We start from the raw sequence: 24,952 nt of genomic DNA, 5'->3' as shown, positions 1-24,952 counted from the left end.
AGCGAGGAGGCCATGCGTACACCCCGTAGGACCCCCGACCCGGCCGACGGCACGGTGCCGCCGAAGCCCGGGGCCCCGGCACGCGGTCGACGCGCACACGCAGGACCACCCGCCGACGAACGGCCGGACACGGAAGTCCCCTTGGAGCCCGGACCGCCGACGCGCCCCGCGTCGCGCGAACGCTCATGGTGGCCGCGCCCCCGCACCGTACGGGCCAAGATCGTGTGCCTGCTGATGGTCCCGGTCGTCTCCCTGCTCGGGCTGTGGGGGTACGCCACGGTCAGCACGGCACAAGACATGGCGCACCTGCGGCAGTTGCAGCGCGTCGACACAGACGTCCGCGGTCCCGTCGACACGGCCATCGCCGCACTCCAGACCGAGCGCGTGGCAGCCGTGCGCTACGCGACCGAGCCCGCACCCGACCGGGGCAGTGAACTCGAGAGGCAGGCGGAACGCACGGACCGCGCGGTGGCGAAACTGCGCCGTGGCGAGGGCGGAACAGTCGCCGACGGCGCCGATCTGCCCACCGGCGTGGCGTCCAGGCTTGAATCGTTCGTCTCCGCTGCCGAGAGCCTGAGCACGTTGCGGACCGACGTGCTCGACCGGCGCACGGGCTGGGACACGACCTACGGCCAGTACACGAAGACCATCTCGGCCGCCTTCGGGGTCGGCGGCGCCCTCACCGGCATCCAGGACGCCGAACTCGGCTCCGACGCGCGCGTACTGCTCGAATTCTCCAGGGCCGCAGAGATGCTGGCGCGCGAGGACGCCGTCCTGTCCAGCGCCCGGCTCGACGGCTCCCTGGACGGCGAGCGGCTGCGGCAGTTCACCGGCGCTGTCGACACCCGGCGGACCCTGACCGACGCGGCGGTGACGGATCTGCGCGGCCCCGAACGAGCAGCCTGGCAGGACCTCGTGGAGGGGAGCGCATACGCCGACGTGCGCGCCGTCGAGGACAAGGTGCTCGTCGCACCACCGGGCCGCAAAGCCGCCGACGCGTCATCGGCCGCCAAGTGGGACAGCTCCCACGCAGCCGTGCGGGACGAACTGCGCGCGATCGACGTGGGCGCGAACCGCAGCGCCGCCGACCGGGCCGACCCGTTCAGCCGCGGGTTGCTCACCCCGGCAGGCGCCGCCGTGCTCCTCGGGCTCTTGGCCGTCGCCGCCTCGCTGGTCATCTCCGTACGCATCGGGCGAGGCCTGGTCGTCGAGCTGGTGAGCCTGCGCAACGGCGCGCTGGAGATCGCACGCCACAAACTCCCGCACGCCATGCGCAGGCTGCGCACCGGCGAGGAGATCGACATTCACGCCGAAGCACCACCCGGCCCGCCCGCTGAGGACGAGACGGGACAGGTCTACGAGGCGCTCGGCACGGTCCACCGGGCGGCCCTGCGCGCCGCCATCGAGCGCGCCGAACTCGCCAGCGGCATCTCTGGCGTCTTCGTCAACCTCGCCCGCAGGAGCCAGGTCCTCGTCCACCGCCAGCTCAGCCTCCTCGACAGCATGGAGCGCAGGGTGGACGACCCGAACGAACTCAGCGACCTCTTCCGGCTCGACCACCTCACCACCCGGATGCGGCGGCATGCCGAGAGCCTGATCATCCTCTCCGGAGCCGCGCCGGGGCGTGCCTGGCGCCTGCCCGTCTCCCTGACGAACGTCGTCCGTGCGGCCGTCTCCGAAGTCGAGGACTACGCGCGCGTGGAGGTACGACAACTCCCGACCGCCGCGGTCGTCGGCACCGCCGTGGCCGACCTCACCCATCTCCTGGCCGAACTCGTCGAGAACGCCGCCCAGTTCTCACCGCCCCACACCAAGGTGCGGGTCAACGGCGAACCCGTCGGCAACGGCTACGCCCTGGAGATCGAGGACCGTGGCCTCGGGATGGGCGGGGAGACCCTGGCCGAGGCCAACCGCCGCATCGAGCAGTCCGAAGCACTCGACCTGTTCGACAGTGACCAACTGGGGCTCTTCGTCGTCAGCAGGCTCGCCGCGCGACACGGGATCAAAGTGCACCTCCGCACGTCTCCCTACGGCGGTACCACCGCGGTCGTCCTCCTGCCCACCGCACTGCTGCAGAGCACCACGCCGGAGAGCCCCGGAGCCCACACCATGGAACGCGACCGCGAACAGAACCGGCACGCGCGCGTGCCCGATGCCGCACCGATGAACGGCAACTCCGTGCCCGCCCCTCCCGCGCGCCCCGCACTGGCCGCGTCCACGGACGCTCCGGCATCGACGCCCCCAGGCGTCACCGCTCTTCGCCTCCACAAGCCCCCGGACGCGGAACTCGACAGCGCCCCGGAGCCTTCGGACGATCTCCCGCGTCGCGTGCGCCAGGCCAGCCTGGCCCCCCAGTTGCGCGAGCGACCCCACGACGGCGCGGCCGGATCCGTGAGCGTACGCGAAGACACCGAGCGCAGCCCCGAAGAGGCACGTGACCGCATGTCCGCCTACCGCGACGGCTGGGCCCGCGGCGGCGGCCGCAGGCCGGGCATCGTCGGCGCGGTCCCCGACATCCAAGGGGCCGCCCAGGCCAGTGACAGCACCGAAGGAGACCACACATGATCCAGGATCAGAGCGTCACAGCAGGCAGGGCCGGCGAACTCGACTGGCTGCTCGATGACTTGGTGCTGCGCGTCGGTGAGGTACGGCACGCCGTGGTGCTCTCCAACGACGGACTCGCCGTCGGAGCCTCGACCGCCCTCACCCGGGAGGACGCCGAACACCTCGCCGCGGTCGCCTCCGGGTTCCACAGCCTCGCCAAGGGCGCGGGCCGGCACTTCGGGGCCGGGGGAGTGCGCCAGACCATGGTCGAGATGGACGACGGCTTCCTGTTCGTGGCAGCGGCGGGCGACGGCTCCTGCCTCGCCGTACTCAGCTCCGTGACCGCCGACATCGGCCTGGTCGCCTACGAGATGGCACGTCTGGTGAAACGGGTGGGCGAGCACCTCTACACGCCACCGCGCTTCGCGGCGCAGCCACCGGCCGTCGGATGACACAGGGCGGTCGACGCAGATGACCGAGGACAGGAACGCCGAACCGCGCGACACGGGCAGCCAGTGGTACGACAGCGAGGCCGGACCGCTGGTCCGGCCCTACGCGATGACGGGCGGACGGACCCGCCCCGGCCCCAGCGGGGTGCGCTTCGATCTGATCGCACTCGTCACGCTGGACGAGAACGCACCGGGCCCGGGGGACGACACCGCACTCGGCCCGGAGCACCGGTCGCTCATCGAACTGTGCCGCACGGAGACCCAGACGGTCGCCGAACTGGCAGCCGACGCAGACCTTCCCGTGGGCGTGGTCAGGGTGCTGCTCGGCGACCTGCTGGAAATGGGCTGCGTGAAGGTGAACCGACCCGTGCCCCCCGCACAGCTACCCGACGAGAAGATCCTGCGAGAGGTGATCGATGGGCTCCGAGCGCTCTGACGCCGGCGGCGGCGACACGACCGCCATGGCGTTGAAGATTCTGGTCGCGGGCGGCTTCGGGGTGGGCAAGACCACCCTGGTCGGCGCAGTCAGCGAGATCCGCCCGCTGCGCACCGAGGAACTCCTCAGCGAGGTGGGTCAGTCGGTGGACGACACCGGCGGAGTCGACCGCAAGACCACGACGACCGTTGCCATGGACTTCGGCCGCATCACCATCAGGTCGGGCCTGGCGCTGTACCTCTTCGGTACGCCCGGGCAGGACCGTTTCTGGTTCCTGTGGGACGAGTTGTCCCAGGGTGCGCTCGGTGCCGTCGTCCTCGCGGACACCCGACGGCTCGAGGACTGCTTCCCCGCCGTCGACTACTTCGAGCACCGGCACATCCCGTTCGTGGTGGCCGTCAACTGCTTCGCGACCGCGCGTACGTACGGTGCACATGAAGTGTCACGGGCCCTGGACCTCGACCGCGGCACCCCCGTGGTGCTGTGCGACGCACGGGACCGCGATTCGGGAAAGGAGGTGCTGATACGCCTGGTCGAGTACGCCGGGCGGATGCATACCGCCCGGCTGCTCGACACGGTGGGCTGAGCCCGGCCGGTGGGCCGAGCACAGCAGGGTGAGCTGAGGCGTCGTCAGTCGGCAATGCCGCCGTGGGCGACCACCTTGTCGATCTTGACGCGCCCGAGCAGCTCGCCGGGCACGCCGTTGCGCTCGCCGAACTCCTCGGCGCGACTCTCGCCCATGTAGCGGGCGCCGAGCCGGCCCGCCCAGTGCCGCACCTTGTCGAGATCGTCGATCAATCGTGCCTGCCCCTGAATCACCACGAACGCGAACGGAGGCTTGTCGTCGTCCACACAAAGGGCGACACGCCCATCCCGCGCCAGATTCCGCCCCTTGACGGTTTCTGCCCCGGTGTTGAACACCAACTCGTCCCCGTCCAACAGGAACCAGATCGGGGCGATATGTGGGCTGCCGTCCGGCCGGGCGGTCGACAGCTTGCCGGTACGGGTGCCCTGCGAGATGAACGCCCGCCACTGGTCCTCGGTCATCTTCTGTGCCATGTCCTCATCATGCTTGCCGGGGGAACGATGGTGGGGAAGGCTGGCAGGTCAGTTCCTTCAGCCAGGGGGAACAGAAAGCGGGGAGACGGGAACATGGTGCAGAACACGGGCCTCGGTTGGCTGCTCGACGACTTGACCAAGCGCATGGAGCCCGTACGGCACGCTCTGGTGCTTTCCAACGACGGCCTGGTAACTGCCGCGAGCTCGGAACTGAAGCGCGAGGACGCGGAACATCTGGCCGCGGTTTCTTCGGGTCTGCACAGCTTGGCCAAGGGCTCGGGGCGGCACTTCCGAGCGGGCAGCGTGCGTCAGACGATGATCGAGTTCGACGACGCGGTGCTGTTCGTCACGGCGGCCGGCGACGGCAGTTGCCTGTGCGTCCTCAGCTCCGCGGAGGCGGACATCGGGCAGGTCGCGTACGAGATGACGCTCCTCGTCAATCGGGTCGGCGAGCATCTCGGCGTGGGTGCCAGGCAGCCGGAACGGACACCGGTTGTAGACCTCTGACCTGCTGAAACGGCGACGCGGCGAAAGTTATCCACAGGCTCGGCGCGGGTCGCGGTGATCGCGCTACGGTTTTCCCGAGAGCAAAGACGCCTCACGGGGGAGAACCACCATGACAGGTCACACGATCACGCTGGAAACCGCCGACACGGCAGCGCGGACATCGGTCACGCAGAGCCGAGCGGCACGAGAACTGGGGCTGAAACGCGGCGAGTTCGAGCTCGCGGTGATGCTGGGGCGCATCCACACCGTCAGTGACGCGCTCGGTGGACGGCGCCGCGTCACACACGAGGAGATCGAGCGCGTCCGTGCCGGGAAGGGCTTTCCCGAGGCGTGGATGGAGCGCATCAGAGCCGTCGGGACCACGGAGGGCGCGGCTCTCATGGACATCTCCACGGCCCGGTTCACCCGTCTCACACGCGCAGGCTTCGTCACGCCGGTGAAGTTCTACCTCAACCGCTATCGAGCGGTGGTCTGGCTGTATCTGGCCGAAGAACTGAAGCATTTCGCCGAGTCCGAGGTCAACGCCGGTCTCCTCACCGGTCGAGCCCCCGGCACGATCCGCACCCAGCTGGAGGCGGGTGTCGACCTGCGGGCGCGGAACTGGCGGGGCCGTCACGCGGGAGCGCTGCTGCGGCAGTCCGACGATCCCTGGGAGCGTGCCGCAGCGGTGGCCTCACTGCTCGACCCTGTCCAGATCGCGGAAATCATCAAGGATCCGTACGAACGCGCCTACGTACGAAGGCTCATGCCCCAGCCCTTCGGCCAGGGCGCCCCGGAATCACCGGCGGGACGGATCATCGAGAAGATCACGACCGCCGACGACCCGGACGAGATCCGGTGGCTGCGGGCCAACCTCACCATCGGCCTCTCCCAGGCCCGGGGGGAGCGCCCGGCGCCGCGGCCCGCACCGAAGCCCGTTCCCGATCCGACGCCCGGTGCCATCCCTGATGCTCGGGTAGAGCCCGACGCCGAGACAAGCCAGCAACCCCCGCCTTCTCACGAGGCGCCACCCGCCGCGCCGCCCGACGAGGGGAAGAGGGACCGGGCGCCGGAGCCACGAGGTCTGCTCAAGTGGATGCGCCGCAGGGGAGCGTAGCCAGCAGAGTGCGAGGGCAGGTCGGCCGCGGGTCACACCGCTACATGGTCGCGTCGAGGTCCTTGGCGTAGTGCTCGATCGCGGGGCGGTAGCCGACGATGTCCGGGTCCTGGCTCGTGGCGGCGAGCAGGGTCAGCAGGATCTCCATCGCGTCATGGGCTCGGCCGGTGTTGTAGAGGGCCATGGCCAGGAAGGTCTTGAGCGCGGCGTCGTCGGGGAATTCGGCCACCGCCTCGCCCAAGGTCGTGACGGCTTCCGGATACCGGCCAAGGACGCGATAGGTGCTGCCCAGACCCAGGAGCGCTCCCCGGCGGTCATCAGGAGAAAGGCCCGGTCCCTCGACCGCGCGTACGTAGTGCGGCACCGCCTCGGCCTCCAGGCCGAGTGTGTCGTGCACCCACGCGGTCTGGTACGCCACCTCCGCATCCAGAGGGAACTGCTCGCACAGGGCGAGGAGTTGATCCCGTGCCTCCTCGCGGCGACCGTCCGCGCGGAGCCGCACGGCCTCGGCCAGCAGGCGGTCGCGATCCCCGGTCATGTCCTCATCCCTCTTCAACGCCCCGTCTTTCTCTAACTCTGTCTCAGTCCACCCGAAGCCCCGAAGCGACCGGAGGTTCACATGTCATTTTGCCTGAAACACATCTCCCCCACCGCGCTCCTGAGAGTGGTGACCGTCAGCACCTGGAATGCATGGAACGAGGGGCGTCACCCGTTTCCCCGCCTCCGGGGTGCCGAGAGCGCCGCGGTTGCGTTGAATCCGGAGTGACCTATGCCTCCGGGAGCGAGCATGTCTGCGTCACACGGGCCGAGTGAGCCGCCGCCGAGCGCGTCACCGCGCCGGTCGAACGCCTCACCGCAACGTCCGGGCAGGCTTCGACGGATCGGGCAGTGGTGCGCCCGCCACTGCGTGACGGTCATTGCGGTGTGGCTGGCTGCCCTGGTCGGGCTGCAGGTCCTGAATCACGCCTACGGCGGTCAGTACTCCGACGACTTCTCCCTCCCCGGCACCGAGTCACAGGCGGGCCTGGATGTTCTCCAGGCACACGAGCCCGCGGCCGGCGGCTACAGCGCCCAAGTCGTCCTGCACGACTCGGACAAACCTCTCGGAGACGAGAGCGACCAGGTCGCCTCGGCCGTCAGCAGCCTGCAGAAGCTCCCCCACGTGCTGTCCGCACAGAGCCCGCTTCCCGCGCAGCAGCAGCCCGCCGGCACGCCGAACCTGGGACCGCTGACCTCCGACGGCAAGACGGGCTACATCACCGTCCGCTTCGACGTGCAGCCCTCCACCCTCGGCGACGACTATCTCGACGGCGTCGACAAGGCGGTGCAGCCACTACGCAGCGCCGGTGTGGAGGTGGAGTACGGAGGCCCGGTGGGCGAGCTCGCCCGGCCCGCGCCGGACGACCGGACGAGCGAGGCCATCGGGTTCGGCGTAGCGATCGTGGTCCTCCTGATCGGCTTCGGCAGCGTGCTAGCCGCACTACTGCCTCTGGTGACCGCGTTGATCAGCGTGCTGTGCGGCCTCGCCTGCCTGGGCCTCCTCGCGGGTGTGTTCACCTTCGCCACGGTCTCGCCGACGCTGGCCACGATGATCGGACTCGGCGTCGGGATCGACTACGCCCTCTTCCTGGTCACCCGCCACCGCCAGAATCTCCTCGGCCAGGACCCGGTCACGGCGGCGGGACACGCGACGGCGACCAGCGGCAGGGCGGTCCTGGTATCCGGATGCACAGTGATCATCGCCCTGTCCGGCCTCTGGGTCTCCGGGATCTCGTTCATCGGCAAGCTGGGCCTGGCCGCCGCGGTCACCGTCGTCACGGCCGTACTCGGCGCGTTGACCCTGGTGCCTGCCCTGCTCGGGCTGATCGGACGGCGGATCGACAAACTCCGGGTGCGAGCCCTGGTCGCCGAGACGAGCACCGAGCCGGGGGCGGACCAGGGCGGCTGGCACCGCTACGCGCAGCGTGTGGAGCGACGGCCGTGGTGGTTCCTCGTCGGCGGCGCCGCCGTGCTCGCCGTCCTGTCCGTCCCGGTCTTCTCCATCCAGCTCGGGCACATCGGCGACGGGGCAGATCCCAAGTCCTTCACCGACCGCCGCGCCTTCGACCTCATGTCCTCCGCCTTCGGACCCGGCTCGAACGGCCCGATGACACTCGTCATCGACCAGAGCGACGTGCCCCAGTCGGACAGGGCGGCACTGGCGACCCAGGCGCAGAAGGCCCTCACAGACGTGCCCGACGCGGCGGCGATCACCCCGCTCAAGGCCACGTCGGACGGCGACGTGCTGATCTCCACGGCCTACTCCGTGGCTGCTCCGCAGGACGAGCGGACCACCGAACTGCACGAGCACCTGAGCGACGACGTGCTCCCGCAGGCAGTGTCAGGGACGAAGGCGGGCACGTACGTCACGGGGACGACCGCCGCGCAGGCCGACTTCCTGGAGATCGTCTCCAAGAAGCTGCCACTGATCATCGCGGTGGTCGTGGCCCTGGCCTTCCTCGTCATCCTCGTCGTGTTCCGCGGCCTGCTCGTCGCGGTCAAGGCCGCCGTGCTCAACGTACTGTCGATCGCCGCCTCGTACGGGGTCGTGGTGGCCGTCTTCCAGTGGGGCTGGGGCGGCCCCGCGCTCGGGGTCTGGGGGAAAGTCCCGATCGAGAGCTATGTGCCGATGATGATGTTCGCGATCGTCTTCGGTCTGAGCATGGACTACGAGATCTTCCTGCTGTCCCGGGTCCATGAGGCGTGGCTGCGCACCCGCGACGCCAAGGCGAGCGTCGCCCACGCCCTGGAGATCACCGCACGGGTCATCACCTGCGCCGCACTGATCATGGTGAGCGTCTTCGCCGCTTTCATCATCAGCGACAACATCGTGGTGAAGATGCTGGGCCTCGGCCTCGCGGCCAGCGTCCTCATCGACGCCACCGTGGTCCGCCTGTTGCTGGTGCCGGCGGTCATGACGCTGCTGGGCAAGAGCGCCTGGTGGGCGCCCCGTTGGATGGACCGGCTGCTTCCGCACATCGACGCCGAGGGCGAGAGCCGGCCCGCACGGCAGACCGAGAAGCCGGACAACCCCAGCTGACCTCCACCGACGGCAGGTAGGGCCTGAGTCAGGCGCCGCGTTGCCGAAGCAGTCGAAGTAGTCGAAGCAGCCGGAGCCCCCGATGCGGCCGGAGCAGTCGTAACGCCACGCTCTAGGCTCATCCCCATGAAGATCCGCGGCATCGACCCCCATGACACCACGTGGGAACTGGACCACGCGCGCTACCGCGTCTACTTCTGGGACGTGCCAACCGTGACGGCGCACGAGTACGAAGTCCTCGACACCGTCGACATCGACGAACTCCTGGGGTGGGCGTCGCGACACGCGGCCGACCGCGGGTGGTCGTACACCGTCTACGCGGCGGTCAGCGACGGCGACCGGCTCGGACTTGTCCGTCTCGCGGGCGTCTTGGGGGACCCGTTCGGCGACGCACCGGACTGACCGCCGTTTTGACGGGACGCTCACGCCCCCGTCGACGGGCGGCCGTCCATGTGCCGCTCCCCGTAGGCTCGGAAGAGTCCTTCTTGTACGACCGAGACCAGCAGCCTGCCCTCGATGTCGTAGATACGTCCGCGCGCGAGTCCGCGGCCGCCCGTCGCGATGGGGGACTCCTGGTCGTACAGGAACCACTCGTCCGCGCGGAAGGGGCGGTGGAACCACATGGCGTGGTCCAGCGAGGCCATGTCGAAGCCACGCGGGCCCCACAGCGGTTCCACCGGGATGCGGACGGCGTCCAGGAGTGTCATGTCGCTGGCGTACGTGAGCGCGCAGGTGTGGACGAGGGGATCGTCGCCGAGCGGGCCGACCGCGCGCATCCAGACCGCGCTGCGCGGCTCGGCGTCCTTGATCTCCTCGGTGGTCCAGCGCAGCCGGTCCACGTAGCGGATGTCGAAGGGCTGACGTCTGGCCATCCGCTCCAGCTGCTCGGGCAGCTCGCCCAGATGCTCGGTGATCTCCTGGGCGACCGTCGGCAGCGACTCGGGGTCGGGGGCCGTGATGCGCGGCGGCAGCTGGTGCTCGAAGGCCCCTTCCTCGGGCTGATGGAAGGAGGCGGTGAGATTGAAGATGGTGCGGCCCTGCTGGACCGCGGTGACACGGCGCGTGGTGAAGGAGCGTCCGTCCCGCACCCGTTCGACCTGGTACACGATCGGCACGCCCGGGCGGCCTGGCCGCAGGAAGTAGGCGTGCAGTGAGTGCACCGGACGCTCACCCTCGGTGGTGCGCCCGGCGGCAACCAGGGCCTGCCCGGCGACCTGCCCGCCGAAGACCCGCTGCAGGGACTCCTGCGGGCTGCGGCCGCGGAAGATGTTGAGCTCGATCTGCTCCAGGTCCAGCACGTCGACAAGGCGGTCGGCGGGGTTGCTCATGAGGGTTCCTCGACTCCTGTCCGGGGGGAAGCTCGGGGCGGTCAGCGGTCAGCGGCTAACTGTCAGCGGGCAACTGTCAGTAATTGTCAGCTGTCAGTTGTCAGCCGTCAGAGCTGGCCGACGTCGGTCACCCTGACGACGGCGCGGCCTTCCTCGTCGGAAGCCGCGAGATCGACCTCCGCGCTGATACCCCAGTCATGGTCGCCGTTCGGGTCGGCGAACGTCTGCCGGACGCGCCACAGACCGTGCTCCGGGTCCTCCTCGATGAGCAGCAGCTTGGGGCCGCGCGCGTCGGGGCCGGTGCCGAGATCTTCGTACTCGTCCCAGTACTTGTCCATGGCCGTGCCCCAGGCGTCCGCGTCCCAGCCGGAATCGGCGTCCAGTTCGCCCAGCTCCTCGACGTGGTCGAGCGCGGCGAGCTCCACGCGGCGGAAGAGCGCGTTGCGGACCAGGACGCGGAAGGCGCGGGCGTTGGCCGTGACCGGCTTGACCTGGTCGGCCTTCTCCTGGGCCTCCTCCGCCGTCATCACCTCGGGGTTGGCGAGCTGTTCCCACTCGTCGAGGAGGCTGGAGTCGACCTGGCGGACCATCTCGCCGAGCCAGGCGATGAGGTCTTCCAGGTCCTCGGACTTCAGGTCGTCCGGGATGGTGTGCTCAAGGGCCTTGTACGCGCTCGCGAGGTAGCGAAGGACGATGCCCTCGGTGCGGGCGAGCTCGTAGAAGGACGTGAACTCCGTGAAGGTCAGCGCCCGTTCGTACATGTCGCGGATCACGGACTTGGGGGAGAGCGGGTGGTCACCGACCCACGGGTGGCTCGTCCTGTAGGTGTTGTACGCGTGGAAGAGCAGCTCCTCCAGAGGCTTGGGGTACGTGACGTCCTGGAGGCGCTCCATGCGGTCCTCGTACTCGACGCCGTCCGCCTTCATCAGGGCCACGGCCTCGCCGCGCGCCTTGTTCTGCTGGGCGGCGAGGATCTGGCGCGGGTCGTCCAGGGTGGACTCGACGACGGACACCATGTCGAGGGCGTACGAAGGGGATTCCTGGTCGAGCAGGTCGAAGGCGGCCAGTGCGAACGTCGACAGCGGCTGGTTCAGTGCGAAGTTCTGCTGGAGGTCGACCGTCAGACGCACGATGCGGCCCGATGCGTCCGGCTCGTCGAGCTTCTCCACTACTCCGCCGTCGAGCAGCGAACGGTAGATGGCGATGGCGCGGCGGATGTGCCGCAGCTGCTGCTTGCGGGGCTCGTGGTTGTCCTCAAGGAGGTGACGCATCGCCTCGAAGGCGTTGCCCGGGCGGGCGATCACCGCGAGGAGCATGGTGTGGGTGACGCGGAAGCGGGAGGTCAGCGGCTCGGGCTCGGAGGCGATGAGCTTCTCGAAGCCGGACTCGGTCCACCCCACGAAGCCCTCGGGGGCCTTCTTGCGCACCACCTTGCGGCGCTTCTTCGGGTCGTCGCCGGCCTTGTTGAGCGCCTTCTCGTTCTCGATGACGTGCTCGGGCGCCTGTGCCACGACGAGGCCCGCGGTGTCGAAGCCCGCGCGTCCCGCGCGGCCCGCGATCTGGTGGAACTCCCGGGCGCGCAGCGTGCGTACGCGCGTGCCGTCGTACTTGGTGAGGGCGGTGAACAGCACTGTGCGGATCGGGACGTTGACGCCGACGCCCAGCGTGTCCGTGCCGCAGATGACCTTCAGCAGACCTGCCTGCGCCAGCTTCTCGACGAGCCGCCGGTACTTGGGCAGCATGCCCGCGTGGTGCACGCCGATCCCGTGGCGCACGTACCGCGAGAGGTTGCGGCCGAACTTGGTGGTGAAGCGGAAGCTGCCGATCAGATCGGCGATCTTGTCCTTCTCCTCCCGCGTGCACATGTTGATGCTCATCAGCGACTGCGCGCGCTCGACGGCCTGTGCCTGAGTGAAGTGCACGATGTAGACCGGCGCCTGCTTGGTCTCCAGGAGCTCGGTGAGCGTCTCCGTGATCGGCGTCAGGCGGTACTCGTACGACAGGGGGACGGGGCGGGTCGCGGAGCGGACCACCGAGGTGGGGCGTCCCGTGCGGCGCGTCAGGTCCTTCTCGAACATCGAGACGTCGCCGAGCGTCGCGGACATGAGGATGAACTGCGCCTGCGGCAGTTCGAGAATCGGGATCTGCCAGGCCCAGCCGCGGTCGCCCTCGGCATAGAAGTGGAACTCGTCCATCACGACCTGGCCGACATCGGCGTTCTTGCCGTCCCGCAGCGCGATCGACGCGAGGACCTCGGCCGTGCAGCAGATGACGGGGGCGTCGGAGTTCACGGACGCGTCACCGGTCAGCATGCCGACGTTCTCGGTGCCGAAGAGCTTGCACAGGTCGAAGAACTTCTCCGACACCAGTGCCTTGATCGGAGCCGTGTAGAAGGTGACCTTGTCCTGGGCCAGCGCCGTGAAGTGCGCGCCCGCCGCGACCAGGCTCTTTCCGGAGCCGGTCGGCGTGGACAAGATCACGTTGGCTCCGGAGACCACCTCGATCAGCGCCTCCTCCTGAGCCGGATAGAGAGTGATCCCCGTCTCCTCGGCCCACGAGGAGAAGGCTTCGAAGAGGGCATCGGGGTCGGCATCCGGCGGCAGCTGATCAATAAGGGTCACACCCCCATCTTGCCTTCCTTCTGTCCCGATCCGGGAACCGGCGGCTCGCACGAAGATCACGAACGCTACGCTGTGTGGCCAACGGGGCGTCAGCACAACAGAAATGGGGCGGGGAACAGCCATGATGGGTCCGGCACACTCACTGTCGGGGGCGGCGGCCTGGCTCGGCGTCGGGGCGGCCGCGGCGGCCGCCGGGCACACGATGCCCTGGCCGGTTCTCCTCGTCGGAGCCCTGATCTGCGCCGGGGCCGCCCTCGCACCCGACCTCGATCACAAGTCGGCGACCATCTCGCGGGCCTTCGGACCCGTCTCCCGTGGCCTCTGCGAGATCGTCGACAAGCTCTCGGCCGCCGTCTACAAGGCGACCCGCAAGCAGGGCGACCCGCGCCGGGCGGGTGGACACCGCACCCTCACGCACACCTGGCTGTGGGCCGTCCTCATCGGGGCGGGTGCTTCAGCCCTCGCCATCTTCGGCGGCCGCTGGGCGGTCCTCGCGCTGCTCTTCGTCCACATGGTGCTCGCCATCGAAGGCCTGCTGTGGCGGGCCGCGCGCGGGTCGAGCAGCGATGTGCTGGTGTGGCTGCTGGCCGCGACGAGCGCCTGGATCCTCGCCGGAGTCCTGGACAAGCCCGGGAACGGCGCGGACTGGCTGTTCACCGCGCCGGGCCAGGAGTATCTGTGGCTGGGACTACCGATCGTGCTCGGCGCCCTGGTGCACGACATCGGGGACGCGCTCACCGTTTCCGGCTGCCCGATCCTGTGGCCCATCCCCATCGGCCGTAAGCGCTGGTACCCCATCGGACCGCCGAAGCTGATGCGGTTCCGGGCGGGCAGCTGGGTCGAGCTGAAGGTGCTGATGCCGGTCTTCATGCTGCTCGGGGGAGTGGGCGGCGCGGCCGCGCTCAACTTCATCTGAGTGGGGGGCGAGGCCTGCCGGCCTGAGATCGACGCTGCGGTGCCACGGGCGCAACGGGCTCGGTGGTGCCCCACGCCGGGCGCGAAGCGAGAAGGGCTTCGGCCCGCCGCGGATGACCGACTGGCCATCCGCCGCGGATGACTAGCCGGTCACCCGCGGCGGATGACTAGCCATGCCAGGAGCGCCACAGCGCCGCGTACGCGCCGCCCGCCCCCACCAGCTCGTTGTGGCTGCCCAGCTCGCTGATCCGGCCGTTCTCGACCACCGCGATGACGTCCGCGTCGTGCGCGGTGTGCAGGCGGTGGGCGATGGCGACGACGGTGCGGCCGTCCAGGACGCGCGCGAGGGAGCGTTCCAAGTGGCGTGCCGCGCGCGGGTCGAGGAGCGAGGTCGCCTCGTCGAGGACCAGGGTGTGCGGGTCGGCAAGGACCAGGCGGGCGAGCGCGATCTGCTGGGCCTGCGCGGGGGTGAGGGCGAAACCGCCCGAGCCCACCTCGGTGTCCAGGCCCTCGCTCAGGGCCCGCGCCCAGGCGTCCGCGTCGACCGCGCCGAGCGCCGCCCACAGTTCGGCGTCCCGCGCCCCGGCCCTGGCGAGCAGGAGGTTGTCGCGCAGGGAGCCCACGAAGACGTGATGCTCCTGGTTGACCAGCGCCACGTGCGAGCGGACATCTTCCGCGGGCATGGCCGAAAGCTCCGCCCCGCCCAGCGTCACGTGGCCCTCGCGCGGTGCGTAGATCCCGGCGAGCAGCCTGCCGAGCGTGGACTTGCCCGCGCCGGACGGGCCGACCAGGGCGACGCGCGAGCCCGGCTCGACGGCGAGGGACACCTCCCGCAGGACGTCGACGCCCGCGCGGTAGCCGAAGTGCACGTCGTCCGCGAGTACATCGCGTCCGTCAGGAGTGACGGAGCTGTCGCCCGCGTCCGGTTCGATGTCCCGTACGCCGACGAGGCGGGCCAGCGAGACCTGGGCGACCTGAAGCTCGTCGTACCACCTGAGAATGATTCCCAGCGGGTCGACGAGCATCTGCGCGATCAGCGCGCCCGTGGCCAGCTGGCCGACGCCGATCCAGCCGTGCAGGACGAACACCCCGCCGATCACCAGGACGGAGCAGAGCACGATGGTGTGGGTGAAGGTGATGACCGGGAAGAGGACGGAGCGCAGGTAGAGAGTGTGTCGTTCCCATGCCGTCCATTCCTTGATACGGCGCTCCGACAGCTCCACGCGGCGCTTTCCGAGCCGGTGCGCCTCCACCGTGCGCCCCGCGTCGATGGTCTCGGCGAGGGCGGCGGCGACAGCGGCGTATCCCGCGGCCTCCGAACGGTAGGCGGAGGGAGCCCGCTTGAAGTACCAGCGGCAGCCGACGACAAGGAGCGGCGCCGCCACGAGGATGGCGGGCGCGAGCGGTGGCGCGGTCACGGCGAGACCGCCGATCAGGAGCCCGGCCCACACCACGCCGATCGCCAACTGCGGCACCGCCTCCCGCATGGCGTTCGCGAGCCGGTCGACGTCCGTGGTGATCCGCGAAAGGAGATCCCCCGTCCCGGCCCGCTCCAGCACACCCGGCGGCAGCCCGACCGAGCGCACGAGGAAGTCCTCGCGCAGATCGGCCAGCATCCGCTCGCCGAGCATCGCGCCGCGCAACCGCACCTGCTGGACGAAGAAGGCCTGCACGAGCAGGGCAACGGCGAAGAGGCCGATGGTGCGCCCCAGATGGAGGTCACGGGCGCTGTCCGCGACGCTCTCGACCAGATCGCCGAGCAGGTAGGGACCGGCCATCGAGGCGATCACGGCGCAGGTGTTGACCGTGATGAGCAGGGCGAAGGCCCGGCGGTGCCGCCTGACCAGCTCGCGTACGTACGCCCCTACTGTCGCGGGTGCGCCCACGGGCAGGGTGTCCGCGGTGGTCGGGGCCGCCGGGTCGTACTCCGGTGGCGCCAGGCCGATCATGCCGTCTCCTCAATGTCGATCTTGATGTCGGTCAGGTGCACGGAGGCTTGTTCCTCGTCCGTCTCACGCGTCACGACCGCCCGGTAGCGCGGCTCGCTGCGCACCAGCTCGCGGTGCACGCCCACTGCCGCGACCTCGCCCTCGTGCAGGAAGACCACGCGCTCGGCGCGGTCGAGGAGGAGCGGCGAGGATGTGAGGACCACGGTCGTACGCCCCTTGCGCAGCCCCTTGATGCCGTCGGCGACCCGCGCCTCGGTGTGCGAGTCGACGGCGGACGTCGGCTCGTCGAGTACGAGGACTTCGGGGTCGGTGATCAACGAGCGGGCCAGCGCGAGCCGTTGCCGCTGCCCTCCCGACAGGGAACGTCCGCGCTCGGTGACATGGGCGTCCAGCGGGGCCTCGCCCACCGAACCCTGCGCCAGAGCGTCCAGGACGTCGGCGCACTGCGCGGCCTCCAGGGCCTCGTCGGCGCTCACCGCTCCCGATGCCGGTACGTCGAGGAGTGCGCGGAGGGTGCCGGACAGCAGCACGGGGTCCTTGTCCTGGACGAGGACTGCGGTGCGGGCGGTGGCCAGCGGCGCCTCGTCGAGCGGCACCCCGCCGAGCAGTACGGACGCCAGCTCCTGTGCGTCGTCGAACGTCGCGTGTCCGCCGAGGCGTTCGGCGAGCCGTCCCGCCTCGTCCGGGTCGCCGCACACGACGGCGGTGAGGCGGCCCGAGGGAGCGAGAAGCCCGGTCGCCGGGTCGTAGAGATCACCCGTGGGCGTCGGAGCGTCCCCGCGTGCTCCGCCCCCCGCGTGGTCGGTGCTCGCCGTCTGCTCGTCACCGGCGCACGTCGTGCGCTGGAGCGAGAGCACCCGCGCGGCACGCTTGGCCGAGGGGCGCGAGAAGCTGTAGGCCATCGCGATCTCCTCGAAGTGCCGCAAGGGGTAGGTCAGCATCGTGACCGCGCTGTAGACGGTGACCAGTTCGCCGATGGTGATCCGGCCTTCGCGGGCCAGGTTCACGCCGTGCCAGACGACCACGACCAGGAGCAGCCCCGGCAGCAGCACCTGAACCGCCGAGATCGCCGCCCACATCCGGGCGCTGCGCACGGCGGCCGTACGCACTTCCTGCGAGGCGCGGCGGTAGCGGTCGAGGAAGAGTTCCTCGCCGCCGATGCCGCGCAGCACACGCAGCCCGGCGACGGTGTCCGAGGCGAGTTCGGTCGCTCGCCCGGCCTTCTCGCGCTGGTGGTCGGCCCGCCGGGTGGCGCGCGGCAGCAACGGAAGCACGGCGAGCGCGAGCACCGGCACGCCCACCGCGACGACCACGCCGAGAGCGGGCTGGTACACGACGAGGCCCACGCAGACGAAGACGACCGTGAGCGCGGCTGCCGTGAACCGTGAGATGGCCTCCACGAACCAGCCGATCTTCTCGACGTCACCGGTGGACACCGCGACCACTTCACCGGCGGCGACGCGCCGTGTGAGCGCCGAGCCGAGCTGTGCGGTCCTGCGGGCGAGCAGCTGCTGGACGCGAGCGGCCGCGGTGATCCAGTTGGTGACCGCCGTGCGGTGCAGCATGGTGTCGCCGAGGGCGATGGCGATTCCGCAGAGGAGCATCACCCCGCCCGCGACGGCGAGCCGCTCCCCGGAGCGGTCGACCACCGCCTGCACGGCGAGGCCGACGAGGTAGGGGAGCACCGCGATGGAGCCGAAGTGCAGCAGGCCCCAGGCGAGGGACTTCAGCTGGCCGTCGAGCTGGTTCCGCCCGAGCCAGCGCAGGAAGTGGGGGCCCGAGCGGGCATCCGGCATGCCCGGGTCGGTGAACGGAAGATCGCGAATCTGCATGACGTGTGACGTCCCAGGGTCGGGGTCGAAAGAGACGGGCCGTCGGTTCGGCGGAGCGTGCCGGCGTGAACGGACGGCGGTGAACGGGCGGGACAGCGGCTCCATATGGGGGAGAAGTCGACATCGAGCGGCGGTAACACGCCGTGAAAGGTTCGCCTCGCACGGTGGCGCGAAGCAAACGATTTTCCGTCCTGGAGTAAAGATTCGGCCCCTTCTCCGCCCGGGGCCGGGCGCCGGGGCGGCTCACGTGAACCGAGTGCGACCATGGGCGGATGCGTATAGCCGGTGCGGTGCGAACGGCGGCCGCCCTCGCGGCCTGCGGTGTTCTCCTGACGTCCTGCGGAAGCTCGGACGGCGGGGCGAAGGCCGGAGCGAAGAACGACGAGGGCGCGGGCCGGGCGAAAAGAGCGGAGGCGTCGGCGACGACCGACCTCAAGCGCATCCCCGATGTGGGCGACCGTCTGCAGAACAAGATCCCCGAGAACTCCCGGCAGGTCGTCGCGGTCTACGGAGAGGGCGAGGACTCGGCGAAGTCCACCGTCGTCCTGTACGAGAAGTCCGGCTCGACCTGGGACAAGACCCGCAGCTGGGCCGCGCACAACGGCAAGAAGGGCTGGACGACCGACCACCGCGAGAACGACAAGCGCAGCCCGGTCGGCGTCTTCACACTCACCGACGCGGGCGGCGTCCTCGCCGACCCGGGCGCGAAGTTCCCGTACACGCAGAGCACGTCCATGCAGGCCCCGCACTACTGGCCAAAGACGCACTGGCACGACTTCGACTACGTCATCGCGATCGACTACAACCGCGCCAAGGGCACCCCGCCCAACGACCCGTCCCGCCCCCAGGGCCAGTCCAAGGGCGGCAGCATCTGGCTGCACATGGACCACGGCAGCGGCACGTCGGGCTGCGTGAGCCTGTCGAAGCCGGGCATGGAGTACCTCCTCGAGAACCTCGACCCGAAGCAGCATCCGGTGGTGCTGATGGGCGACAAGGCGAATCTGAAGGGCTAGCCCTTCGCGCTCCGAGACGGTGTTCCGGAGCGTGCCTCGGCATGCCCGGCTCCGGGGAGTTGGAGCAAGATCCAAGATTTTCACCGATGTGATCTGGAGGTCTTTTCCGGAAGCGAGCGCTCCGCCATAGTGACGCCGCGCGGAAAGAAATTTCCGCATGGCAGAAGCTACTTGAAGCCTCACTACAGGAGTGCCCGTGCCGCAGTCCGTACCGTCCCTGCCGCGACGCGTAGCACGCACCTTGCGAACCTCGCTGTTCGCGCAGGTCGCCTGCGCGTTGGTGCTCGGAGTCCTCGTCGGAAGGCTGTGGCCCGACGCGGGCACCGCCGTCCAACCGCTCGGCGACGGCTTCGTACGTCTCATCAAGGCGATGATCGCCCCGCTCGTGTTCTGCGTGGTCGTCGCCGGAATCACCAAGGCCGGAGACCTCAAGGCCTTCGGCCGCATCGGGATCAAGGCCCTCATCTGGTTCGAGGTCGCCACCACCGTGGCCCTGGTCGTCGGCCTGGTCGCCGGAAACCTCGTCAGCCCCGGCACCGGCATGAACGTCGACCCCTCCACACTCGACGCGTCGGCCGTCGACGAGAAGACCGGCGGCGGTGAACTTCCCTCGACGAGCGAGTTCATCCTGCACTCGCTGCCCGACAGCGCCATCGGCGCCTTCGCCGAGAACTCGCTGCTCCAAGTCCTCGTCCTGTCCTGCCTGGTGGGCGCCGCCCTGCTGCACCTGGGCAACACGAAGGTCCCCGCGATCCTGCCCGCCATCGAGCAGGGCCAGGAGGTCGTCTTCGCGATCGTCGGCTTCATCATGAAGCTCGCACCGCTCGCCGTATTCGGTGCGACCGCGCACCTGGTGGGGGAGTACGGGCTCGGCGCCCTGTCGACGTACGGCAAGCTCATCGGTGTCTGCTACGCCGTGGCCCTGCTCTTCCTGGTCCTGCTCGGGGTCGCCCTGAAGGCCCTGACCGGCCTGAGCCTGTGGAAGTTCGTCCGCTACACGCGCGAGGAGATGCTGCTCGCGCTCGGCACGGCCTCCAGTGAAGCCGTCATGCCGCGCATGATGCAGAAGCTGCGCCAGGCCGGCTGCCGCGACGACGCGGTGGGCCTTGTCCTGCCGACGGGGTACTCCTTCAACCTCGACGGGGCCTCGATCTACCTCTCCGTCGGTACGTTGTTCATCGCGCAGGCCGTGGGCGTGGACCTGAGCCTGGGCCAGCAGATCACGGTCGTCCTCGTCCTGATGCTGACCAGCAAGGGCATGGCGGGCGTGCCCGGTTCGGCGTTCCTGGCGCTGTCCGCGACCGCCTCCGCGCTCGGGGTCATCCCGGCCGGCGCCGTCGCCCTGCTGCTCGGTGTGGACCGCATCATGGACGCCATGCGCGTCGCCACGAACCTGCTCGGCAACTGCGTCGCCGTCTTCGTGGTCTCGCGCTGGGAAGGTGCGCTGGACACGGCGCGGGCGAAGAAGGTGCTCGGCGGCGAGATCCCCTTCGTACCGGAGCAGGCTGAGACCGCCGCGTCGCAGGAGGAGCCCGGCAGCGCCGATGTGAGCACCGCCGGGCCCAAGTCCCTTACGCCTGCGGCTTCTGGGAGTCCACTCCCGGACGCGCCTTCTTCCACAGCCCGCGAGTGAAGTCCGGGATCTCCTGCGGTGCGCCCTTCGCCTTGATCGACAGATGGCTCAGGGGGACGGGCGAGGTCCAGATCGCGGCGTCGTAGACGTCGAAGTCCGGTACGAGGCCGAGCTGCATGGTCTGCATCAGACGGAAGATCATGATGTAGTCCATGCCGCCGTGCCCCCCCGGCGGGTTGGAGTGCTCCTTCCACAGCCAGTGGTCGTACTCGTCCGCGTACTTGGCGAAGTCACCCCACTCGTCGTTCGTGTGGTCCGGCTCGATGTAGATGCGCTCGGGGTAGTCCTCGAAGACGCCCTTCGTGCCGCCGAGGCTGTTGATGCGGCTGTAGGGGTGGGGGGTCGAGACGTCGTGCTCCAGACGGATCACCCGCCCCTTCGCCGTCTGGACGAGGCTGATGGTGCGGTCGCTCTCGATGTACGTCTCCTTCCAGCTCGGGTCGCCCGCGGGCATGTGCGCCTTGCGGTACTCGGCGAGACCGAGGGCGGGCGTGCCGAAGCTGGAGATGTGCGTGACGCGGTCGCCGCGGTTGATGTCCATGTAGTTGGAGACCGGGCCGAAGCCGTGGTTGGGGTAGAGGTCGCCGCGCAGCCGCGTGTGCCACAGGCGCCGCCACGGGCCCTCGTAGTAGTCCGGGTCGAACATCAGGCCGCGCAGGTCGTGGTTGTAGGCGCCGGCCCCGTGCAGCAGATCGCCGAACTTGCCCGCGTGCGCCATGCGCAGGACACGCATCTCGTTCTTGCCGTAACAGCAGTTCTCCAACTGCATGCAGTGTCTGCGGGTCCGCTCGGAGAGGTCGACCAGTTCCCAGAGCTGGTCGAGCTGGAGGGAGACGGGACACTCCACGCCGACGTGCTTGCCGTTCAGCATCGCCGACTTGGCCATGTCGAAGTGCCAGTCCCAGGGCGTCGCCACGTACACGAAGTCGATGTCACCGCGCTTGCACAGGTTCTCGAAGTCGTGATCGCCCTTGGTGTACGTCGCCGGGGCGGGCTGCCCCGCGTCCGTGACCTTCTTCGCGGCGGCCGCCGTCTTGTCCTTGACCGGGTCGCAGAGCGCGACCACCTTCACCCCGGGGACCGCGAGGAACAGGTCGATCATGCTGCCGCCGCGGTTGCCGAGCCCGACGATGCCGACACGCACCGTGGAACGCCGCTCGAACGGTACGCCGATCATGGTCTTGCCCTTGCGGGGCGGCGCCTGAGCGGCCGTGCCCGCGGCCGCGGGCGCCGCGGGCACGCCCTGCGGGGCGTCGGCGTGGGCCGTGCCGCCGGCGAGGGCACCGAGACCGAGCCCGGCTCCGGCGAGGCCGGCGGTGCGGAGCACGGCGCGGCGGGAGGTGCCGTCGGCGGACTCGTCAGGGGTGGCGGACTCGTCAGGGTTCGGTGTCGCGTGCTCGTCGTGCATCGGACCTCCGTGGCTTTGGATGCCTGCGCTGGAACGGATGCCACCCTGATGGGGGGACGAGCGTGGCGCAAGGGACCGAAGTGGCCAGGGAGTTGGATTTATTTCGCGCCCTCGTGCGAGACGCCTCGTGCGGGCGGCCCGGCTGTGAGGCGTTTCGGGGTGTTCACGGACGCGTCGCGCGCTCCAGCTCCAGGAGTACGGAGTAGTAGGCACGGCCCGTGGCGTGGTCCATGCCGACCTCGCACATGCGGTTCGCCGAGAGGTGCGCGTCGAAAGGGCGCGCGGTGACTTCGGCCGCTTCCTTGCGGGTGGCCGACTCCGTCAGCTCCTTGTGCAGCATGCCGCGGTCGCCCGCGAAGGCGCAGCAACCCGCGTCGTCCGGGACCACCACTTCGTCCGCACAGGCCTCGGCGACGGCGCGCAGCTGGGCCTCGTCGCCGAGATGGCTCATGGAGCAGGTGGGGTGCAGGACCGCGGAGCTGACCGTGCGGTAGACGCGCAGGTGGGGGAGCAGCTCGTCCGCGGCCCAGACGAGGGAGTCGACGATGTCCAGCTCCCGGTGCAACTGACGGTTGTCGGCGGTGAGATAGGGCACGACCTCGTGCGCGATACCGAGCGTGCAGGACGAGGCGTCCACGACGAGGGGCAGCCTGCCGCCCGCCGTCCAGCCCCAGGCCGCCTCGACGATGCGATTGGCCATGACCGCGTTGCCCTCGTCGTACCCCTTGGAGTGCCAGATCGTCGCGCAGCACGTCCCGGCGACGTCGTCCGGAATCCAGACGGGCCTTCCCGCGCGCGTGGAGACGGCCACCATGGCCTCCGGCAGGGATCGGTCGCCCGGGCTCCCGAAGATGCGGTTGACACACGCCGGGTAGTAGACGGCGCTCGCGCCCACGCGCGTGGTGCGCGGCAGCTTGCGAGCTGCCGCCCCCGGGATGACCGGCAGCCACTCGGGCACCAGATCGGGGCGGACGGCCTTGCGCGCGGCGCGCGTCACCGAGGTCAGGAGCCGGTCGCTGATCCGGTCGCCGGCGGCCACCGCGAGGCGTGCGGCGGCCTCGACCGCTTTGAAGTTCCTGGCGGCGAGGGCGGCTGTCCTCTCCTCGCGGGGCGAGTGCCGTGCGTGCCGGAAGTCCTTCATCAGAGCGCCCGTGTCGATGCCCACTGGGCAGGCCAGCCTGCAGGTGGAGTCTCCGGCGCAGGTGTCCACGGCGTCGTATCCGTACGCCTCGACCAGGCCCTCCTCGACCGGGGACCCGGAGGCCTGGCGCATCATTTCGCGGCGCAGCACGATGCGCTGGCGCGGAGTGGTCGTCAAGTCCTCGCTGGGGCAGGTCGGTTCGCAGAATCCGCACTCGATGCAGGGGTCCGCGATCAGCTCCACCTTGGGGATGGTCTTGAGGCCGCGGAGATGGGCCTTCGGGTCGCGGTCGAGGACGATGCGCGGCGCGAGCACCCCATCAGGATCGATGACCTGCTTGGTCCGCCACATCAACTCCGTGGCCTTCGGGCCCCATTCGAGCTCGAGGAAGGGTGCGATGTTGCGGCCCGTCGCGTGCTCGGCCTTCAGTGAGCCGTCGAAGCGCTCGACGGTCAGCCGGCAGAACTCGTCCATGAACGCGGCATAGCGCTCCACGTCCGTCGGGAGGGCCGCGTCGAACGCGAGCAGGAAGTGCAGATTGCCGTGCGCGGCGTGCCCCGCGACGGCGGCGTCGAAGCCGTGCCGAGTCTGGAGTTCGAGGAGGGCCGCACAGGCGTCGGCGAGCTGGGACGGTGGCACCGCGAAGTCCTCGGTGATCAGCGTCGTCCCGGAGGGGCGCGAGCCGCCGACCGCCGTCACGAACGCCTTGCGGGCCTTCCAGTAGCCCCCGATCGTCTTCGGGTCGCGGGTGAAGGCGTTGGTCACCGAGGCGACCGGTACGACCAGTTCGAGCCCCTCGACCACCTCGGCGGCCGCAGCCTCGTACGCCTCCTGGCGTGCCTCGTCCGGTGCGCGGAACTCCACCAGGAGCGCGGCCGCCGACTTCGGGAGCCGCGCCCAGTCGGCGGGCACACCCGCCACGCTGGTCGACGCGCGCAGGGTGTTGCCGTCCATCAGCTCGACGGCCAGTGCGCCCGCCTCGTTGAACAGGGGGACGGCCGCAGCCGCGGCCGGCAGGGAGGGGAAGAACAGCAGGGCCGTGGTGATGTGCCGGTCCAGCGGCAGCGTGTCGAACACGACCTCCGAGATGAACCCGAAGGTGCCCTCGGAGCCGACCATCAGGCCGCGCAGGATCTCGACGGGTGTCGCGCCGTCCAGGAACGCGTCCAGGCGATAGCCGTTCGTGTTCTTGATCTCGTACTTGGCGCGGATGCGGGCCGTCAGCTCCTGGTCCGCCTCGATCTCCCGCTTGATGGCCAACAGGCCTTCGCACAGGGCTGGTTCGGCGTGTGTCAGCTGCTCGTCGGCGTCCGGATCCGCCGTGTCGACGACCGTGCCCGTCGGCAGGACGAAGGTGAGCGAGGCCACCGTGCGATAGGAGTTGCGCGTGGTGCCCGCCGTCATTCCGGAGGCGTTGTTCGCGACGACCCCGCCGATCGTGCAGGCGATGGCGCTCGCCGGGTCGGGGCCGAGCACCCGGCCGTGCCGGGAGAGCGTGGCGTTGGCTCGCAGGATCGTCGTCCCTGGGCCGATGCGGGCCTGCTCTCCGCCGCCGATGACCTCGACGCCCGCCCAGTGCTTGCGCACGTCGACCAGGATGTCCTCGCCCTGGGCCTGGCCGTTGAGGGAGGTGCCCGCCGCGCGGAAGACGACCTCGCGGCTTCTGCCGTGCGCGTACGACAGGACGGCGGAGATGTCGTCGATGTCCTCGGCGACGACCACGACCTGCGGCACGAAGCGGTAGGGGCTCGCGTCGGAGGCGTACCGCACGAGGTCGGAGATCTTCGTCAGGACCTTGTCCTCGCCGAGCAGCGCCGACAGCTCGGAGCGCAGTGGCTCGGGGGTGCCCTTGGCCTGCCGGTCCGGCACCCGGTCGGGGGCCGGGCCCTCCGGGTGCGACGCGGGGCGCAGGGCTTCCGGCTTGGGCTCCAGGAACGGCATG

At 69.9% G+C, this 24,952-nt stretch carries 19 protein-coding genes; 11 read left to right on the top strand and 8 right to left on the bottom strand.

The features are described 5' to 3' along the window. Window positions 1-12: 12 nt before the first annotated feature. From ACZ5WE_RS08340 to ACZ5WE_RS08325, 4 genes are read left to right on the top strand one after another with little or no spacing between them, the layout of a single operon-like run. Complete coding sequence (locus ACZ5WE_RS08340; protein WP_467684540.1) at window positions 13-2,565, top strand: sensor histidine kinase; 2,553 nt, start codon at window positions 13-15, stop codon at window positions 2,563-2,565. Beyond that, window positions 2,562-2,996, top strand: coding sequence for a roadblock/LC7 domain-containing protein (locus ACZ5WE_RS08335; RefSeq protein WP_467684542.1), 435 nt, complete (start codon window positions 2,562-2,564; stop codon window positions 2,994-2,996). The genes ACZ5WE_RS08340 and ACZ5WE_RS08335 overlap by 4 nt, the downstream gene beginning before the upstream one ends. Window positions 2,997-3,015: 19 nt before the next feature. Next, window positions 3,016-3,429, top strand: coding sequence for a DUF742 domain-containing protein (locus ACZ5WE_RS08330; RefSeq protein WP_467684544.1), 414 nt, complete (start codon window positions 3,016-3,018; stop codon window positions 3,427-3,429). Next, window positions 3,410-4,015 (top strand): GTP-binding protein, encoded by a 606-nt coding sequence (locus tag ACZ5WE_RS08325; protein WP_467684546.1) that lies wholly within the window; start codon window positions 3,410-3,412, stop codon window positions 4,013-4,015. The genes ACZ5WE_RS08330 and ACZ5WE_RS08325 overlap by 20 nt, the downstream gene beginning before the upstream one ends. 44 nt (window positions 4,016-4,059) lie before the next feature. On the opposite strand, the gene ACZ5WE_RS08320 is transcribed toward ACZ5WE_RS08325, so the two are convergent. Then, a complete protein-coding gene (locus ACZ5WE_RS08320) occupies window positions 4,060-4,488 on the bottom strand; it encodes a PPOX class F420-dependent oxidoreductase (protein WP_467684548.1) in 429 nt (142 codons plus the stop codon). Window positions 4,489-4,581: 93 nt separating this feature from the next. Here ACZ5WE_RS08320 and ACZ5WE_RS08315 point away from each other — a divergent pair, with 93 nt between their 5' ends. Both ACZ5WE_RS08315 and ACZ5WE_RS08310 read left to right on the top strand, forming a co-directional pair. Further along, window positions 4,582-4,995 carry a roadblock/LC7 domain-containing protein gene (locus tag ACZ5WE_RS08315; protein ID WP_467684550.1) on the top strand — a complete coding sequence of 138 codons (414 nt, stop codon included), beginning with the start codon at window positions 4,582-4,584 and terminating at the stop codon, window positions 4,993-4,995. 109 nt (window positions 4,996-5,104) lie between these two features. Further along, window positions 5,105-6,091, top strand: a complete 987-nt coding sequence (locus tag ACZ5WE_RS08310) for a DUF6397 family protein (RefSeq protein ID WP_467684552.1) — start codon at window positions 5,105-5,107, stop codon at window positions 6,089-6,091. A 40-nt stretch (window positions 6,092-6,131) separates the two neighbouring features. On the opposite strand, the gene ACZ5WE_RS08305 is transcribed toward ACZ5WE_RS08310, so the two are convergent. Beyond that, complete coding sequence (locus tag ACZ5WE_RS08305) at window positions 6,132-6,629, bottom strand: tetratricopeptide repeat protein (protein ID WP_467684554.1); 498 nt, start codon at window positions 6,627-6,629, stop codon at window positions 6,132-6,134. Window positions 6,630-6,878: 249 nt separating this feature from the next. Between ACZ5WE_RS08305 and ACZ5WE_RS08300 the strand changes: the two genes are divergently transcribed. Together ACZ5WE_RS08300 and ACZ5WE_RS08295 are read left to right on the top strand one after the other, a co-directional pair. Beyond that, window positions 6,879-9,170, top strand: a complete 2,292-nt coding sequence (locus ACZ5WE_RS08300) for an MMPL family transporter (RefSeq protein WP_467684556.1) — start codon at window positions 6,879-6,881, stop codon at window positions 9,168-9,170. 126 nt (window positions 9,171-9,296) lie between these two features. Beyond that, window positions 9,297-9,572: a hypothetical protein gene (locus ACZ5WE_RS08295; RefSeq protein ID WP_467684558.1), complete on the top strand. Its 276-nt coding sequence runs from the start codon at window positions 9,297-9,299 to the stop codon at window positions 9,570-9,572. 20 nt (window positions 9,573-9,592) lie between these two features. Here ACZ5WE_RS08295 and ACZ5WE_RS08290 read toward each other — a convergent pair whose 3' ends face one another. Both ACZ5WE_RS08290 and ACZ5WE_RS08285 read right to left on the bottom strand, forming a co-directional pair. Beyond that, window positions 9,593-10,498 (bottom strand): acyl-CoA thioesterase, encoded by a 906-nt coding sequence (locus tag ACZ5WE_RS08290; protein WP_467684560.1) that lies wholly within the window; start codon window positions 10,496-10,498, stop codon window positions 9,593-9,595. Window positions 10,499-10,605: 107 nt separating this feature from the next. Then, window positions 10,606-13,242, bottom strand: coding sequence for a DEAD/DEAH box helicase (locus ACZ5WE_RS08285; RefSeq protein ID WP_467684562.1), 2,637 nt, complete (start codon window positions 13,240-13,242; stop codon window positions 10,606-10,608). Here ACZ5WE_RS08285 and ACZ5WE_RS08280 point away from each other — a divergent pair. Beyond that, the gene (locus tag ACZ5WE_RS08280) at window positions 13,241-14,035 is read left to right on the top strand and encodes a metal-dependent hydrolase (RefSeq protein WP_467684564.1); all 795 of its coding nucleotides are present in this window, start codon (window positions 13,241-13,243) and stop codon (window positions 14,033-14,035) included. The two genes, ACZ5WE_RS08285 and ACZ5WE_RS08280, sit on opposite strands and share 2 nt — an antisense overlap. A 166-nt stretch (window positions 14,036-14,201) precedes the next feature. On the opposite strand, the gene ACZ5WE_RS08275 is transcribed toward ACZ5WE_RS08280, so the two are convergent. Next, the gene (locus tag ACZ5WE_RS08275) at window positions 14,202-15,983 is read right to left on the bottom strand and encodes an ABC transporter ATP-binding protein (RefSeq protein ID WP_467684566.1); all 1,782 of its coding nucleotides are present in this window, start codon (window positions 15,981-15,983) and stop codon (window positions 14,202-14,204) included. After that, window positions 15,980-17,815, bottom strand: a complete 1,836-nt coding sequence (locus ACZ5WE_RS08270; protein WP_467684568.1) for an ABC transporter transmembrane domain-containing protein — start codon at window positions 17,813-17,815, stop codon at window positions 15,980-15,982. The genes ACZ5WE_RS08275 and ACZ5WE_RS08270 overlap by 4 nt, the downstream gene beginning before the upstream one ends. A 272-nt stretch (window positions 17,816-18,087) precedes the next feature. On the opposite strand from ACZ5WE_RS08270, the gene ACZ5WE_RS08265 reads away from it, so the two are divergent. Both ACZ5WE_RS08265 and ACZ5WE_RS08260 read left to right on the top strand, forming a co-directional pair. Then, on the top strand, window positions 18,088-18,828 hold the full coding sequence (locus tag ACZ5WE_RS08265) for a L,D-transpeptidase family protein (protein ID WP_467684570.1): 741 nt from the start codon (window positions 18,088-18,090) through the stop codon (window positions 18,826-18,828). 196 nt (window positions 18,829-19,024) lie between these two features. Further along, window positions 19,025-20,461: a cation:dicarboxylate symporter family transporter gene (locus ACZ5WE_RS08260; RefSeq protein ID WP_467684572.1), complete on the top strand. Its 1,437-nt coding sequence runs from the start codon at window positions 19,025-19,027 to the stop codon at window positions 20,459-20,461. Here ACZ5WE_RS08260 and ACZ5WE_RS08255 read toward each other — a convergent pair. Both ACZ5WE_RS08255 and ACZ5WE_RS08250 read right to left on the bottom strand, forming a co-directional pair. Then, window positions 20,400-21,869, bottom strand: coding sequence for a Gfo/Idh/MocA family protein (locus tag ACZ5WE_RS08255; RefSeq protein ID WP_467684574.1), 1,470 nt, complete (start codon window positions 21,867-21,869; stop codon window positions 20,400-20,402). The two genes, ACZ5WE_RS08260 and ACZ5WE_RS08255, sit on opposite strands and share 62 nt — an antisense overlap. 163 nt (window positions 21,870-22,032) lie before the next feature. Further along, entirely contained in the window at window positions 22,033-24,951 is a 2,919-nt protein-coding gene (locus tag ACZ5WE_RS08250) for an FAD-binding and (Fe-S)-binding domain-containing protein (protein ID WP_467684576.1), read from the bottom strand. Between the last annotated feature and the right edge of the window lies 1 nt (window position 24,952).

This window comes from Streptomyces sp. NPDC033180, assembly GCF_055577645.1.
Note: the sequence above shows the minus strand (reverse complement) of the source record. Positions and strands in the feature narration are given on the sequence as shown.

Coding starts and splice junctions, on each gene's coding strand:
- ACZ5WE_RS08340 (WP_467684540.1), top strand. CDS start 13: ATGCGTACACCCCGTAGGACCCCCGACCCGGCCGACGGCACGGTGCCG.
- ACZ5WE_RS08335 (WP_467684542.1), top strand. CDS start 2,562: ATGATCCAGGATCAGAGCGTCACAGCAGGCAGGGCCGGCGAACTCGAC.
- ACZ5WE_RS08330 (WP_467684544.1), top strand. CDS start 3,016: ATGACCGAGGACAGGAACGCCGAACCGCGCGACACGGGCAGCCAGTGG.
- ACZ5WE_RS08325 (WP_467684546.1), top strand. CDS start 3,410: ATGGGCTCCGAGCGCTCTGACGCCGGCGGCGGCGACACGACCGCCATG.
- ACZ5WE_RS08320 (WP_467684548.1), bottom strand. CDS start 4,488: ATGGCACAGAAGATGACCGAGGACCAGTGGCGGGCGTTCATCTCGCAG.
- ACZ5WE_RS08315 (WP_467684550.1), top strand. CDS start 4,582: ATGGTGCAGAACACGGGCCTCGGTTGGCTGCTCGACGACTTGACCAAG.
- ACZ5WE_RS08310 (WP_467684552.1), top strand. CDS start 5,105: ATGACAGGTCACACGATCACGCTGGAAACCGCCGACACGGCAGCGCGG.
- ACZ5WE_RS08305 (WP_467684554.1), bottom strand. CDS start 6,629: ATGACCGGGGATCGCGACCGCCTGCTGGCCGAGGCCGTGCGGCTCCGC.
- ACZ5WE_RS08300 (WP_467684556.1), top strand. CDS start 6,879: ATGTCTGCGTCACACGGGCCGAGTGAGCCGCCGCCGAGCGCGTCACCG.
- ACZ5WE_RS08295 (WP_467684558.1), top strand. CDS start 9,297: ATGAAGATCCGCGGCATCGACCCCCATGACACCACGTGGGAACTGGAC.
- ACZ5WE_RS08290 (WP_467684560.1), bottom strand. CDS start 10,498: ATGAGCAACCCCGCCGACCGCCTTGTCGACGTGCTGGACCTGGAGCAG.
- ACZ5WE_RS08280 (WP_467684564.1), top strand. CDS start 13,241: ATGATGGGTCCGGCACACTCACTGTCGGGGGCGGCGGCCTGGCTCGGC.
- ACZ5WE_RS08285 (WP_467684562.1), bottom strand. CDS start 13,242: ATGGCTGTTCCCCGCCCCATTTCTGTTGTGCTGACGCCCCGTTGGCCA.
- ACZ5WE_RS08275 (WP_467684566.1), bottom strand. CDS start 15,983: ATGATCGGCCTGGCGCCACCGGAGTACGACCCGGCGGCCCCGACCACC.
- ACZ5WE_RS08270 (WP_467684568.1), bottom strand. CDS start 17,815: ATGCAGATTCGCGATCTTCCGTTCACCGACCCGGGCATGCCGGATGCC.
- ACZ5WE_RS08265 (WP_467684570.1), top strand. CDS start 18,088: ATGCGTATAGCCGGTGCGGTGCGAACGGCGGCCGCCCTCGCGGCCTGC.
- ACZ5WE_RS08255 (WP_467684574.1), bottom strand. CDS start 21,869: ATGCACGACGAGCACGCGACACCGAACCCTGACGAGTCCGCCACCCCT.
- ACZ5WE_RS08250 (WP_467684576.1), bottom strand. CDS start 24,951: ATGCCGTTCCTGGAGCCCAAGCCGGAAGCCCTGCGCCCCGCGTCGCAC.